Here is a 13953-nt window from a genome sequence, read left to right on the forward strand (position 1 = left end):
ACTTGATAGCCCATTCGTTTCCAGGCAAGGCGTGGGGTCACGAAGTTTATTGAAATAAACGAGTGGCGCCGCAACGCAGCATGGGAAGGAATGGTAGGCCTGAGTGGACTCGAACCACCGACCTCACCCTTATCAGGGGTGCGCTCTAACCACCTGAGCTACAAGCCTATAGAAGGTTTTTCTTGCTCGTTACAGTTATCAGACAATCTGTGTGGACACTACACAATCTAGTATCTATTTCGGTAAGGAGGTGATCCAACCGCAGGTTCCCCTACGGTTACCTTGTTACGACTTCACCCCAGTCATGAATCACAAAGTGGTAAGCGCCCTCCCGAAGGTTAAGCTACCTACTTCTTTTGCAACCCACTCCCATGGTGTGACGGGCGGTGTGTACAAGGCCCGGGAACGTATTCACCGTGGCATTCTGATCCACGATTACTAGCGATTCCGACTTCATGGAGTCGAGTTGCAGACTCCAATCCGGACTACGACGCACTTTGTGAGGTCCGCTTACTCTCGCGAGTTCGCTTCTCTTTGTATGCGCCATTGTAGCACGTGTGTAGCCCTACTCGTAAGGGCCATGATGACTTGACGTCATCCCCACCTTCCTCCGGTTTGTCACCGGCAGTCTCCTTTGAGTTCCCACCATTACGTGCTGGCAACAAAGGATAAGGGTTGCGCTCGTTGCGGGACTTAACCCAACATTTCACAACACGAGCTGACGACAGCCATGCAGCACCTGTCTCAGAGTTCCCGAAGGCACAACCTCATCTCTGAAGTCTTCTCTGGATGTCAAGAGTAGGTAAGGTTCTTCGCGTTGCATCGAATTAAACCACATGCTCCACCGCTTGTGCGGGCCCCCGTCAATTCATTTGAGTTTTAACCTTGCGGCCGTACTCCCCAGGCGGTCGATTTAACGCGTTAGCTCCGAAAGCCACGGCTCAAGGCCACAACCTTCAAATCGACATCGTTTACAGCGTGGACTACCAGGGTATCTAATCCTGTTTGCTCCCCACGCTTTCGTACCTGAGCGTCAGTCTTCGTCCAGGGGGCCGCCTTCGCCACCGGTATTCCTCCAGATCTCTACGCATTTCACCGCTACACCTGGAATTCTACCCCCCTCTACGAGACTCTAGCCTGCCAGTTTCAAATGCAGTTCCCGGGTTAAGCCCGGGGATTTCACATCTGACTTAACAGACCGCCTGCGTACGCTTTACGCCCAGTAATTCCGATTAACGCTCGCACCCTCCGTATTACCGCGGCTGCTGGCACGGAGTTAGCCGGTGCTTCTTCTGCGGGTAACGTCAATCAACAAGGTTATTAACCTTATCGCCTTCCTCCCCGCTGAAAGTGCTTTACAACCCGAAGGCCTTCTTCACACACGCGGCATGGCTGCATCAGGCTTGCGCCCATTGTGCAATATTCCCCACTGCTGCCTCCCGTAGGAGTCTGGACCGTGTCTCAGTTCCAGTGTGGCTGGTCATCCTCTCAGACCAGCTAGGGATCGTCGCCTAGGTGAGCCATTACCTCACCTACTAGCTAATCCCATCTGGGTTCATCCGATGGCGTGAGGCCCGAAGGTCCCCCACTTTGGTCTTGCGACGTTATGCGGTATTAGCTACCGTTTCCAGTAGTTATCCCCCACCATCAGGCAGATCCCCAGACATTACTCACCCGTCCGCCGCTCGCCGGCAAAGTAGCAAGCTACTTTCCGCTGCCGCTCGACTTGCATGTGTTAGGCCTGCCGCCAGCGTTCAATCTGAGCCATGATCAAACTCTTCAATTAAAAGCTTGATGCTCAAAGATTGTCATACTGTTAATCTTATGAATTAACTGTTTGTTCACTCTTCAAGACTTGGTATTTTGTGTTTCGATACGGTCTTGTGAGTGCCCACACAGATTGTCTGATAAATTGTTAAAGAGCATGGCCAGCGTGCATCAATCTCACCTGGCGCGGGTTGCGTATATTACGTTTTCCCGCTGAAGAGTCAAGCTTTTATTTGCCCGTACCGGGCGCTTTTCCCTTCCCGACCCGGCATCGCGTTAGCGTTTGTTCCCGGTCAGTGGAGGCGCATTATAGGGACTTTCCCCAGCCTGACAAGGGTTAATTGGTAAAAATAAGCCAATCGGTTTATTTTTCAGCAAATCTTGGATAAATTCAGGGATCGGGACTGCATTTACGACATTTACCCCGCCATATGCCCGTGCGCAGGCATAATATAGAGTCAATTAAAACACATGGGACGGGACGCGATGCATTTGACACCGCAACAACAAGCCGCACAACGAAACCTTTCCTATATTCTGGCCGAGAAGCTGGGACAACGCATCCTGGCGGGAGAATATGCCGCCGGCGACATTTTGCCGGGTGAAATTGAGCTGGGCGATCTGTTTGGCGTCAGCCGTACCGCGGTCAGGGAGGCGGTGAAAATATTGGCGGCAAAAGGCATGCTCTTGCCCCGGCCGCGTATCGGCACGCGCGTCTTACCGCGCCACCAGTGGAATTTTCTGGATCAGGAATTACTAGGGTGGTGGGTCACCCGCGAGAATTTTGACGGCGTGATGGATCACTTCCTGGTCATGCGCACCAGCCTTGAGCCGCAGGCCTGCGCGCTGGCGGCGGTGAATGCCACCGATGAGGAAAAAAACAGGCTGGTGATGCTGATGGAGGAGATGCAGTTGCTGCATGCGCATTTTGACCGTGAACGCTGGATACACGTCGATGCCCAGTTCCACCGGCATATCTATGAAATCAGCGGCAATCCCTTCCTTTCATCTTTTGCCAATCTGTTCAGTTCCATCTATCAGAACTATTTTCGCGCCATCGTCAGCGATGAAAACGTGAAGGCCGACCCGCACCAGGCTATCGTGGATGCCATTCTGGCCGGCGATTCGCGGGAGGCGATGGCGGCCTGCCAGCGGCTGCTGGCAGGAAACGATTAGTCAGCGGCGCAAGACGGCAAGCGGCCCCCGCGCCGCCGTTAACAAACGGCCTGCCGGGCTGGCTCGCCTGGAGTACAGATCAGCCGGCGACTTAGATTTCCACCTGGGTGCCCAGCTCGATAACCCGGTTAGGTGGAATCAGGTATTGATCGGGCGCACGCAGGGCGTTGCGGCTTAAGGCGATGAACAGCTTGCCCCTCACCAGCAGATACCAGGGGCGTTTACCCAGGATCAGCGATTCGTGGGACATAAAGAAAGAGGTCTCCATCATCCGGCACGACAGCCCTTCCAGGCCGCAGCGATGGAAAATCTCCTCCATATCCGGCGTTTCTTTAAAGCCGTAGCTCGCAACCACCCGCCAGAAGGTCGGCGAAAGCTGCTCGATGGTGACGCGCCGCACATTGTGTACAAATGGCGCGTCTTCGGTGCGCAGCGTCAACAGCACCACGCGTTCGTGCAGCACCTTGTTGTGCTTGAGATTGTGCAGTAGCGCAAAAGGAATGACGTTCATCGCCCGCGACATAAATACCGCCGTGCCCGCTACCCTGACCGGCGGCGATTTTTCCAGCGAGGCGATCAGCGCCTCCAGGGAATTGCCGTGCTCATGCATCCTGCGCAACAGCCGGAAGCGTTCGCTCTTCCAGGTGGTCATGACGATAAACATCAGGAAACCCAGCAGCAGCGGCAGCCAGCCGCCGGAGAAAATCTTCAGGGCGTTGGCGGCGAACATGGGAATATCCATGCCCAGCAGCAATATCAGCAATACCAACACCAGCAAACGGTTCCAATGCCAGTTTTTTATGGCGACGGTGCAGGACAGGATGCTGGTCAGCACCATGGTGCCGGTAACCGCGATACCGTACGCCGCCGCCAGATTGCTGGAATGCTCGAAGCTCATGATCACCAGCACCACGGCAACATACAGCAGCCAGTTAATAAAGGGGATATAGATCTGGCCGGATTCCATCTCGGAAGTATGGACGATGCGCATCGGCGGCAGGTAACCCAGGCGCACCGCCTGTCGGGTGAGGGAAAAGACGCCGGATATCACCGCCTGGGAGGCAATCACCGTGGCGAGGGTGGCCAATATCAATAAGGGAATCAGCGCCCAGTCCGGCGCCAGCAAAAAGAAAGGGTTCTTGATGGCGGCGGGGTATTTCAGCAATAACGCGCCCTGGCCGAAATAGTTTAATACCAGCGAGGGCAGAACCGCGCTGAACCAGGCGATACGGATCGGCAGCTTGCCGAAATGGCCCATATCGGCATACAGCGCTTCCACGCCGGTAATCGACAACACCACCGCGCCAAGGGCAAAAAACGAAATGGTTTTATATTGAATAAAAAAGCTTACCGCCCATTTGGGATTGAGGGCGTACAGCACTTCGGGATTGTCCATGATGCCGCGCGCGCCCAACACCGCCAGGGCCAGAAACCACACCACCATGACCGGCGCGAACAATTTGCCTATGCCGCCGGTGCCTTTTTTCTGGATAAGGAACAGCAGCGTCAGGACAGCTACGGATAAGGGGACGATATAGGCATCAAGCGACGGCGCGGCGATTTGCAGCCCTTCAATGGCCGACAACACCGAGATGGCCGGCGTAATCACAACCTCGCCGTAAAAGAAACTGCCGCCGATAAGCCCCATGATAACCAGCACCGAGGTCATGCGCGCCGACGTATTCCTGCCGGCCAGCGACATCAGGGTTAAAATACCGCCTTCCCCGGCGTTATCCGCCCGCATGACGAAAGACAGGTATTTGAAGGAAACAATAAGGATCAGCAGCCAGAAGATGAGCGACAGGAAACCAAGCACCGCGCCCCGTTCAACGCCGAAACCATAGTGCCCTGCCAGGCATTCTCTGAGGGTATATAGAGGACTTGTGCCGATATCTCCATAAACCACGCCGATAGCGGCCAATGTTACCGCCGATAGGGATTGCTTATTCTCTCTACTCATAACCTCTTTCGCGCTGTAATGTATCCGTAGCGTTTGGTGGGCTTAATCCATAGCTCATCAAAAAGCGCACAGTATGCATGAAACTAGCAGAATACCTAATCTAATATCATCTTTCTTCGCATCGATATCAGCCCGTCGGGAAGAAATGACCCTGCCTCCCGCCTGTTTTCAGTCCTATCATTATAAAAAGCGGTAGTTTATTGTTGCGTCATCATAATTACTCGGGATCAGACATTTATTATGGCTCATTCATCCCCGCTGGTTGAGAGAATTTATCGCCTGAGCAGCGCGCTGGAAAGCGGGCTGTACGAACGGCAGCATACCGTGCGCCTGTGCCTGCTGGCGGCGTTATGCGGCGAAAGCGTGTTTTTATTGGGTCCGCCCGGCATCGCCAAAAGTCTTATCGCGCGCCGTCTTAAACTGGCGTTCAGCCATGCGCGGGCCTTTGATTATCTGATGACGCGCTTTTCCACACCGGAAGAAGTGTTCGGCCCCCTGTCCATCCAGGCCCTGAAAGAAGACGGGCGTTACCATCGCCTGACCAAAGGCTACCTGCCGGAGGCGGAAATTGTCTTTCTTGATGAAATATGGAAAGCCGGACCGGCCATTTTGAATACCCTGCTGACGGCCATTAACGAGCGGCGTTTTCGCAACGGCGATACCGAGCAGGTATTGCCGATGCGGCTGCTGATAACCGCGTCCAATGAACTCCCGGATAATGACAGCGGCCTGGAAGCCCTGTATGACCGTATGCTGATCCGTTTGTGGCTGCATAAGGTCAAAGAGAAAGCCAATTTCCACGCGTTGCTGATTCACACGGCTGATAGCGGGGAGCAGGCTTTACCCGACGGCCTGGGCGTTACCGACGAAGAATATCTGGCATGGCAGCCGAAAATAGATCTCATCAGCCTGCCGGCGGAATGTTTTGAATTGATTTACCTGCTGCGCCAGCGCCTGGATGCCGTGACTCAGGCGCCTTATGTCTCCGACCGGCGGTGGAAAAAAGCGTTGCGCCTGCTGCGGGCAAGCGCGTTTTTCAGCGACCGGCAGGCCATCGCCCCGATAGACATCATCTTGTTAAAGGATTGCCTGTGGCACGATCCGGACAGTCTGCAACTGGTGGAACGCCAGGTTGAATTGTTGCTTATCGAGCAAGGCTATCAACAGCAAACCATGCTGTTGAAAATCCAGGATATACAGCGGGAAAGCCTGGCGCACCGTCGCCGGCAAAACCAACGGCAGGCCCTGGCGTTCGAGTCGCGCAAAGGATTGATAAATCGTAAACCGGTCTATTCCCTGCCCGCAGCGATAACCGACGGCACCCTGCGGCTGGTATTGCAAACACCGCTGGTATTGCATGACGTCAACGTGACCCATATCGCCGTCGAGCGTGAGGCGCTGCAACAGTGGCTGCTTAAAGATACGGTTTTAAAAGGGCGGCTCAATAATATCGGCTTTGCCCAGCCCCTGGAGGTACGCATCAACGCCGAGCGACAGCTGGAAATATTGGATATCAGCCGGCAAGCCTCGCTATTGGCGCTGGAGGAGCAACTCCCGCCGGCGGCACCGCCGCAAGCGCTGCAAGAGGCGTTGGCCTTGGTGGAGAGGCAGTATCGCCAGCAGCGCGCCCGGTTCAGCGAACAGCAAGCCTGTCTGTTCATCCCGCGCGATTGGGTGGCTAAAATAGAAGATAGCCTGCTGGAAGTGTCCCGCCAGCTCGCGCAAGCCGGACAAGGTTAACCCATCATGCTGGCCTTGAGCACTCTGGATTTATTTTTATCCATCAACGAAGGCGAGCTGCTGGACGATTTTATCCTGACGCTGCTTGCCAGCCCGCAGTTAGCCGTGTTCATGGAAAAATACCCGCTGTTCAAAACCGTTTTGCTCAAGCGCATGCCGGTTATCCGGCAACGTTTGGCACGGGTATTGATGGAAACCCGGGTTTCATCCGAACTGGCCACGGAGTTTTACCACTTCCAACACTGCCAACTGCTATCGCCAGGCGAGTTCAGGGACGCGCTTGCCCCCACCCTGGAACTGCTGCAGCGGCTTTCCTCGCCTTTTTATCCGGAGGCCGCAAGCCTGGCCGCGGCGGCGACCTTTGCCCGGGCGCGCCCGCAGGAAAGCTTTCATCCCCTGTTTTTACAGCGCTGGCGCATCGACCTGACGCTGAGGGCGGTCACCCTGCACCATCAGTTGCTGGATACGGAACGCGAGCTGCTGCTTGACGAGCTCGCGCAGCAGCTGGCGACCAGCGGCGCGCTGGCGCCCCTGATGGCGGAAAACGAAGCCGCGGCCGGACGTTTGTGGGACATGGCCGCCGCGCAAAGGCAGCAGCAGGATTACCGCCAGTTGGTCCATTACGGCGAGTTTTTACGTCGGCAACCGGAATTACGCCGGCTGGCCGAAAGCTTGGGACGCAGCCGGGAAGCCCACGCCGCCGCCGCTCCCGAGGCGCCGCAGCAATGGATGCGACTGCGGGTGCGCGAACCCATGGTACAACCCGAGGAAGTCGGCGGTATTCACCAAAGCGACGATCTGTTGCGGTTGCTGCCCACCGAGCTGGCAACACTGGGTATTGATGAATTGGAGTATGAATTCTACCGGCGGTTGCTGGAGAAACGCTTGCTGACCTATCGCCTGCAGGGCGAGGGCTGGCGGGAGCGGGTGGTAAAACAGTCGGCGCAGGGCGAGCAGCGGCAACCGCAGCCGCGGGGGCCGTTTATCGTCTGCGTCGATACGTCCGGTTCGATGGGCGGATTTAACGAGCAATGCGCAAAGGCGTTCTGCCTGGCGCTGATGCGTATTGCGCTGGCGGATAACCGGCGCTGCTATATTACGCTGTTCTCCACCGGCATGGTCAGCTATGAGCTTAGCGCCCTATCCGGGCTGGAACAGGCGATCCGTTTTCTCGGCCAGCGCTTTAGCGGCGGCACCGACTTGACCGCCTGCATCGCCGCCCTGGCCGATCGGCTGGATACGCCCGAGTGGCGGGACGCGGACGCGGTAGTGATCTCCGATTTTATCGCCCAGCGTTTGCCGGACAACCTGGCCGCCAGGATAAAACAGCAGCGGCAGCGGCAGCTTCAGCGGTTTCATGCCGTTGCGCTGTCGTCCCTGGGAAAACCGGGTATCCTGAAGATATTCGATCATATCTGGCGCTTCGATACCGGCCTGAAAAACCGTTTGCTACGACGCTGGCGCCGTCAGGACTGACCGCCGGCAGCAGGGGTCGCCTGTTGTCACCAAAGAGGAAATAATGCCGGAAAATTATCAGATAGATGCGCTCGATCGCGCCATTTTGCAGGCGCTGATGGCCAATGCCCGTACCGCCTATGCCGAGCTTGCCAAGCAATTAGCGGTCAGCGCCGGCACCATTCATGTGCGGGTGGAGAAAATGAAGCAGGCGGGTATTATTACCGGCGCCCGGGTAGACGTCAGCGCCAAGCACCTGGGTTATGACGTCTGCTGCTTTATCGGCATCATTCTCAAGAGCGCCAAGGACTACCCGTCGGCGCTGAAAAAACTCGATGCGCTGGAGGAAGTGGTGGAAGCCTATTACACCACGGGGCATTACAGCATTTTTATCAAAGTCATGTGCCGCTCCATCGATGCCTTGCAGGAAGTACTTATCAACAAGATCCAGACCATTGATGAAATCCAATCCACGGAAACGCTGATCTCGCTGCAAAACCCCATCAGCCGTACGATCGTCCCCTGACGGCAAATTGTTATACCCCTATTGTCCACAGGTAGATCCCAGGCGATACACAGCGTACAATATCGGCTCTTTGATCAGACGGAAAGAATATGGCCGATATAACGATCGTCAGTGGCAGCACCCTGGGCAGCGCCGAATACGTGGCGGAACACCTTGCCGGTATTCTTGAAAATCAGGGGTTTACCGCCACTGTGCTGCACGGTCCCGAATTGGAAGAGATAACTTTGGAAGGCCTGTGGCTGATCGTATCCTCGACGCACGGCGCCGGGGATCTGCCGGATAATTTGCAGCCGCTGTTTGAACAACTGGAAACCGAGCAGCCGTCGCTGGCCAATGTTAGATATGGCGCGGTCGGCATCGGCAGCAGTGAATACGATACCTTTTGCGGGGCGATCGACGCTATCGATCGTCACATGATCGCGCGCGGCGCGGTGCGCATCGGCGAAATATTAAAGATCGATATCACGCAACATGAAATTCCCGAGGATCCGGCGGAAGAATGGGCGGAAAGCTGGATCGACTTAATAAAAACTAAAAAAGATCGCTGATTTTTTGTGTATAAGTATGCTTAAAACCCGCCTATAACCGGTACTTATCCACTGTATAACCCTTGTGCGTTTTTCAATCAGTGGATAAGTACCGATCTTGATCCCAGCTTATACCGTTTGGGATCACCGATCATTCACAGCAAACGATCGTCAGCAACGATCTGATATTGCGGCTGTTTAAAGGCTTATCCACAGAGGATCGCGATCATAGTAGTAGACATAATAAAGAGATCTTTAAATAAAAAGATCTTTCTTTAATTACCTGCGGATCCCCAGGGCTTGTATCACCCGCAAAGTTGAGTAGAATCCACTTTCCCAACCGCCCTTGACGATCGTTCGCCCCAGGCGATGGCCCCATGCGAGGAAGAGTTATCATGTTTTATCCCGATCAATTTGACGTCATCATCATCGGTGGCGGCCATGCCGGCACCGAAGCTGCCATGGCGGCGGCCAGGATGGGCCGCAAGACCCTGCTGTTGACGCATAATATTGATACGCTTGGACAAATGTCCTGTAATCCGGCAATCGGCGGGATAGGCAAAGGCCATTTGGTCAAGGAAATCGACGCCATGGGCGGCCTGATGGCCAAGGCGATCGACCTGGCGGGGATACAGTTTAGGATACTAAACGCCAGCAAAGGGCCGGCGGTGCGCGCCACCCGTGCCCAGGCGGATCGGCTGCTGTATCGCCTGGCGATCCGAACCGCATTGGAGAACCAGCCCAACCTGATGATCTTCCAGCAGGCGGTGGAAGATCTTATCGTCGAAAACGATCGCGTGGTCGGGGCGGTGACCCAGATGGGCCTGAAATTCAGGGCCAGGGCGGTGGTACTGACCGTCGGGACTTTCCTGGACGGCAAGATCCACATCGGCATGGATCATTACAGCGGTGGCCGGGCGGGCGATCCGCCGTCGATCTCATTGTCCAAACGTCTGCGTGAGCTGCCGTTCCGGGTAAAACGCCTGAAAACCGGCACCCCGCCGCGCCTGGACGCCAGAACCATCGACTTCAGCCAGCTGGCGACCCAGCAGGGCGATGTGCCGTTACCGGTATTCTCGTTTATGGGCTCGGTTGAACAGCATCCGCGCCAGGTGCCTTGTTATATTACCTACACCAATGAGAACACCCATGAGGTGATCCGGCAGAACCTGGATCGCAGCCCGATGTACGCCGGCGTCATCGAAGGCGTGGGACCGCGCTATTGTCCTTCCATCGAAGACAAGGTCATGCGTTTTGCCGATCGCGACTCCCATCAGATTTTCCTTGAACCTGAAGGGCTGACCAGCAATGAAGTTTATCCCAACGGCATTTCCACCAGCCTGCCGTTTGATGTGCAGATGAAAATCGTGCATTCGATGAAAGGACTGGAAAACGCCGCCATCGTTCGGCCCGGCTATGCCATCGAGTATGATTTTTTTGATCCGCGCGATTTGAAGCAGACGCTTGAGAGCAAATACATTGCCGGATTATTCTTCGCCGGGCAGATCAACGGTACCACCGGCTACGAAGAAGCCGCCGCCCAGGGCATGCTGGCGGGCATCAACGCCGGCCGCCTGGCCAATGACCAGGAAGGGTGGTTCCCACGCCGCGATCAGGCCTATCTGGGCGTGCTGGTGGATGATCTTTGCACCCTGGGCACCAAGGAACCCTATCGTATGTTTACCTCGCGCGCTGAATACCGGCTGCTGCTGCGCGAGGATAACGCGGATTTACGCCTGACCGAAACCGGCCGGCAGCTGGGGCTGGTGGACGATGAGCGTTGGGCGCGCTTTAGCGAGAAACTGGACAATATCGAGCGGGAGCGCCAGCGCCTGCGCGACGTCTGGGTTAATCCCCGCACCGCCGAGGTTGAACAGATCAACCTGCTGCTTAAGGCGCCTTTGTCACGCGAAGCCAGCGGCGAAGAACTGCTCAGGCGTCCGGAGATGACTTACGGCGTCCTGACCGGGCTACCGATGTTTTCGCCCGCGCTTACCGATCCGCAGGCGGCGGAGCAGGTGGAAATCCAGATTAAATATGCGGGTTATATCACCCGTCAGCAGGAAGAGATCGACCGCCAGCTGCGTAATGAAAATACCCTGCTGCCGGCGGAGCTGGATTACCGGCAGGTATCAGGCTTGTCCAATGAAGCGATCGCCAAGCTTAACGATCACAAACCCAATTCCATTGGGCAGGCCTCACGCATTTCCGGCATCACCCCGGCGGCGATTTCCATTTTGCTGGTATGGCTGAAAAAGCAGGGCATGCTGCGCCGCAGCGCCTGAGATGACATGTCCGCCACCCCGCTTATTTTTAAGGATCCCGCCATGCTGGCCAAACTGGAAGTCTTACTCAACGCCGCCGGCATTGCGCTGCCCGATGGGCAAAAGCGGCAGCTGGTACGCTACGTTGAACTGCTGGATAAATGGAACAAGGCGTATAACCTGACGTCAGTGCGCGATCCCGCGCAAATGCTGATCCGCCATATTCTGGATAGCATCGTGGTCGATCCGCATCTGCGCGGCCGGCATTTTATCGATGTGGGCACCGGCGCCGGCTTGCCCGGCATTCCGCTGGCCATCGTCCGCCCCGATTCCCGCTTTACCCTGCTCGATAGCCTGGGCAAGCGCATTCGCTTCCTGCGCCAGGTGCAACACGAACTGCGGCTGGACAATATCGAACCGGTGCAGAGCCGGGTGGAGGACTATGCGCCGGTCACGGGTTTTGACGGCGTTATCAGCCGCGCCTTTGCTTCGGTGGGCGATATGCTGGCCTGGTGTCATCATTTGCCCGCCGTGCCGGCAGGCCGTTTTTATGCGCTGAAAGGGCAGGTGCCGGCGGAGGAATTGTCCGCGTTGCCGGAAAAATACGTGCTGGAATCAGTGATTACGCTGTCCGTGCCGCAATTGCAGGGCGAGCGGCATTTAGTGGTGATCGGGGTGCGTTAAATTTGTTTTTTATCAATAAAAGATTGAATAGAATTATCGCGGTTTTTGCCGGACGGCCGCATTTCCCGGCGGTGTAATTTCAAATCTCGGTTACTTAAATTTTACATTATTTTATCATATTGTATTGTCGCTCATTTAGTTCTAAGGCTAATAGTCACTGTGTAAAATATATGTGTCCAAAAATGTCAGTGATATTACCGCCGGCTTTGGCAGAGAATAAGCCGCCTCATCACACTCCGGCGCGATTGTGATGATATAAGGCTTTTTTAGGACACGTTAATATATAACTGTTTGAAAATTAATGTGTTTTTATAGTTATTTTAATGAGAGGCAAAAAAAGCCCGCCGACAAGCCATAAAAATTAGCGAACTATAACGTGATCAGACGCACAGTTTCAGAAGCAATAATTGCCCAAGCAGTATAAAGTTATGCATGGTATCATTCCCGCGCTTTAGCGGGGAAAACGGGTAAAACGAAGGAATTTAAATTATTGTTCACCTTTTCGCTACTTATGCATTGAATTCGTAGTGTCTACCCGTATAATTTGCACGTTTTTCGCTACTTGACTCATCGCGCTAAAGGCAGTTTTATACACCTTCAGCCTGACCGGAACAGGTATGGGGGAAGTGAAATAATGTCCTTTTCCCTCTACAGTGGGAAAGTTGCTGGAAAAGTGTTGTTTATCCAGTTATTGACGTTGGGCCTGCTGGGCGCGTTGTTCGCCTTGCGCAGCCCGCAGTGGGCCGCATCCGCCCTGGGCGGAGGATTGGCGGCCTGGCTGCCGAACGTGTTGTTTGTACTCTTTACCTGGCGCCATCAGGTGAAAGTTCCGGCCGCGGGGCGTGTTGCCTGGTCTTTTGCCATCGGAGAGGCGCTCAAGGTCGTCGCTACCATAGCTTTGCTTATCGTAGCGCTTGGGATGTTCAGGGCCGCGTTTGTTCCATTGGGCCTGACCTATTTATCGGTGCTGATTGTGCAGATATTGGCACCGGCCGTAATTAACAACAAAGGGTAAGAGGCATCATGTCTGCATCAGGAGAAATCTCTACTCCACAGGAATACATAGGCCACCACCTGAACAACCTTCAGTTGGACCTGCGTACTTTTGAACTGGTTAATCCCCATAACGGCCCGGCAACATTCTGGACGCTGAACATTGACTCCATGTTCTTTTCCGTTCTGCTCGGCGTGATTTTTATTACGATTTTCTCGCGCGTCGCCAGAAGGGCTACCAGCGGCGTTCCCGGTAAACTGCAGACGGCGGTTGAACTGATTATCGGGTTTGTCGACGGCAGCGTGCGGGATATGTTCCACGGTAAAAGCAAACTTATCGCGCCGCTGGCGCTGACCATCTTCGTCTGGGTTTTCCTGATGAACCTGATGGATTTGCTGCCTATCGATCTGCTGCCGACCATCGCCGAGCGTTATATGGGACTACCGGCGCTGCGCGTGGTGCCTTCCGCCGACGTGAATATCACCATATCCATGGCGCTGGGGGTCTTTATCCTCATTCTCATCTATAGCGTGCGGATGAAAGGGATCGGTGGTTTTGTCAAAGAACTCACCATGCAGCCGTTTAACCATTGGGCGTTTATACCCATCAACCTGATTCTCGAAGGCGTGAGCTTACTGTCCAAACCAGTTTCCTTAGGCCTTCGGTTGTTCGGCAATATGTATGCGGGTGAGTTGATCTTCATTCTGATTGCCGGTCTGTTACCGTGGTGGTCGCAGTGGATCCTGAATGTGCCCTGGGCCATTTTCCACATACTGATCATTACGTTGCAAGCCTTTATCTTTATGGTGCTGACGATTGTCTATCTAGCGATGGCGTCCGAAGAACACTGATATTTTTAC

The 13953-nt window shown here is 54.9% G+C and carries 10 protein-coding genes, 1 tRNA gene and 1 rRNA gene; 9 read left to right on the top strand and 3 right to left on the bottom strand.

Annotated elements, in window-relative coordinates; translation table 11 throughout:
* Positions 1-91: 91 nt before the first annotated feature.
* Both ABUK12_RS16285 and ABUK12_RS16290 read right to left on the bottom strand, forming a co-directional pair.
* A tRNA-Ile gene (locus tag ABUK12_RS16285) sits at positions 92-168 on the bottom strand.
* 75 nt (positions 169-243) lie between these two features.
* Positions 244-1786 (bottom strand): 16S ribosomal RNA (locus ABUK12_RS16290).
* 467 nt (positions 1787-2253) lie between these two features.
* On the opposite strand from ABUK12_RS16290, the gene ABUK12_RS16295 reads away from it, so the two are divergent.
* On the top strand, positions 2254-2943 hold the full coding sequence (locus ABUK12_RS16295) for a FadR/GntR family transcriptional regulator (RefSeq protein WP_410012830.1): 690 nt from the start codon (positions 2254-2256) through the stop codon (positions 2941-2943).
* Between the two features lie 91 nt (positions 2944-3034).
* Here the strand turns inward: ABUK12_RS16295 and kup are convergent, their stop codons facing one another.
* Positions 3035-4903: a low affinity potassium transporter Kup gene (gene kup / locus ABUK12_RS16300; protein ID WP_410012831.1), complete on the bottom strand. Its 1869-nt coding sequence runs from the start codon at positions 4901-4903 to the stop codon at positions 3035-3037.
* A gap of 240 nt (positions 4904-5143) precedes the next feature.
* Here kup and ravA point away from each other — a divergent pair, with 240 nt between their 5' ends.
* The 8 genes from ravA to atpB all read left to right on the top strand — a co-directional run bounded on the left by ravA (position 5144) and on the right by atpB (position 13944).
* Positions 5144-6643, top strand: coding sequence for an ATPase RavA (ravA, locus tag ABUK12_RS16305; protein WP_410012832.1), 1500 nt, complete (start codon positions 5144-5146; stop codon positions 6641-6643).
* Positions 6644-6649: 6 nt separating this feature from the next.
* Positions 6650-8119, top strand: a complete 1470-nt coding sequence (gene viaA / locus ABUK12_RS16310; protein WP_410012833.1) for an ATPase RavA stimulator ViaA — start codon at positions 6650-6652, stop codon at positions 8117-8119.
* A gap of 43 nt (positions 8120-8162) precedes the next feature.
* Positions 8163-8624, top strand: a complete 462-nt coding sequence (gene asnC, locus ABUK12_RS16315; RefSeq protein ID WP_410012834.1) for a transcriptional regulator AsnC — start codon at positions 8163-8165, stop codon at positions 8622-8624.
* Between the two features lie 89 nt (positions 8625-8713).
* Positions 8714-9172: an FMN-binding protein MioC gene (mioC, locus tag ABUK12_RS16320; protein ID WP_410012835.1), complete on the top strand. Its 459-nt coding sequence runs from the start codon at positions 8714-8716 to the stop codon at positions 9170-9172.
* A gap of 374 nt (positions 9173-9546) precedes the next feature.
* A complete protein-coding gene (gene mnmG / locus ABUK12_RS16325; RefSeq protein ID WP_410012836.1) occupies positions 9547-11436 on the top strand; it encodes a tRNA uridine-5-carboxymethylaminomethyl(34) synthesis enzyme MnmG in 1890 nt (629 codons plus the stop codon).
* Positions 11437-11478: 42 nt separating this feature from the next.
* Positions 11479-12099 (top strand): 16S rRNA (guanine(527)-N(7))-methyltransferase RsmG, encoded by a 621-nt coding sequence (gene rsmG / locus ABUK12_RS16330; protein WP_410016672.1) that lies wholly within the window; start codon positions 11479-11481, stop codon positions 12097-12099.
* A 634-nt stretch (positions 12100-12733) separates the two neighbouring features.
* The gene (gene atpI, locus ABUK12_RS16335; protein WP_410012837.1) at positions 12734-13114 is read left to right on the top strand and encodes a F0F1 ATP synthase subunit I; all 381 of its coding nucleotides are present in this window, start codon (positions 12734-12736) and stop codon (positions 13112-13114) included.
* Between the two features lie 8 nt (positions 13115-13122).
* Positions 13123-13944, top strand: a complete 822-nt coding sequence (gene atpB / locus ABUK12_RS16340) for a F0F1 ATP synthase subunit A (RefSeq protein ID WP_410012838.1) — start codon at positions 13123-13125, stop codon at positions 13942-13944.
* Positions 13945-13953 lie beyond the last annotated feature (9 nt).

It is taken from the genome of Sodalis sp. C49 (assembly GCF_046352915.1).
Taxonomy (GTDB): Bacteria; Pseudomonadota; Gammaproteobacteria; order Enterobacterales; family Enterobacteriaceae; genus Acerihabitans.

Bases quoted from the DNA above. Each gene is read 5' to 3' on its own strand.
- mioC (WP_410012835.1), top strand. From the start codon at position 8,714: ATGGCCGATATAACGATCGTCAGTGGCAGCACCCTGGGCAGCGCCGAA.
- kup (WP_410012831.1), bottom strand. From the start codon at position 4,903: ATGAGTAGAGAGAATAAGCAATCCCTATCGGCGGTAACATTGGCCGCT.
- ravA (WP_410012832.1), top strand. From the start codon at position 5,144: ATGGCTCATTCATCCCCGCTGGTTGAGAGAATTTATCGCCTGAGCAGC.
- atpB (WP_410012838.1), top strand. From the start codon at position 13,123: ATGTCTGCATCAGGAGAAATCTCTACTCCACAGGAATACATAGGCCAC.
- viaA (WP_410012833.1), top strand. From the start codon at position 6,650: ATGCTGGCCTTGAGCACTCTGGATTTATTTTTATCCATCAACGAAGGC.
- mnmG (WP_410012836.1), top strand. From the start codon at position 9,547: ATGTTTTATCCCGATCAATTTGACGTCATCATCATCGGTGGCGGCCAT.
- rsmG (WP_410016672.1), top strand. From the start codon at position 11,479: ATGCTGGCCAAACTGGAAGTCTTACTCAACGCCGCCGGCATTGCGCTG.
- atpI (WP_410012837.1), top strand. From the start codon at position 12,734: ATGTCCTTTTCCCTCTACAGTGGGAAAGTTGCTGGAAAAGTGTTGTTT.
- asnC (WP_410012834.1), top strand. From the start codon at position 8,163: ATGCCGGAAAATTATCAGATAGATGCGCTCGATCGCGCCATTTTGCAG.
- ABUK12_RS16295 (WP_410012830.1), top strand. From the start codon at position 2,254: ATGCATTTGACACCGCAACAACAAGCCGCACAACGAAACCTTTCCTAT.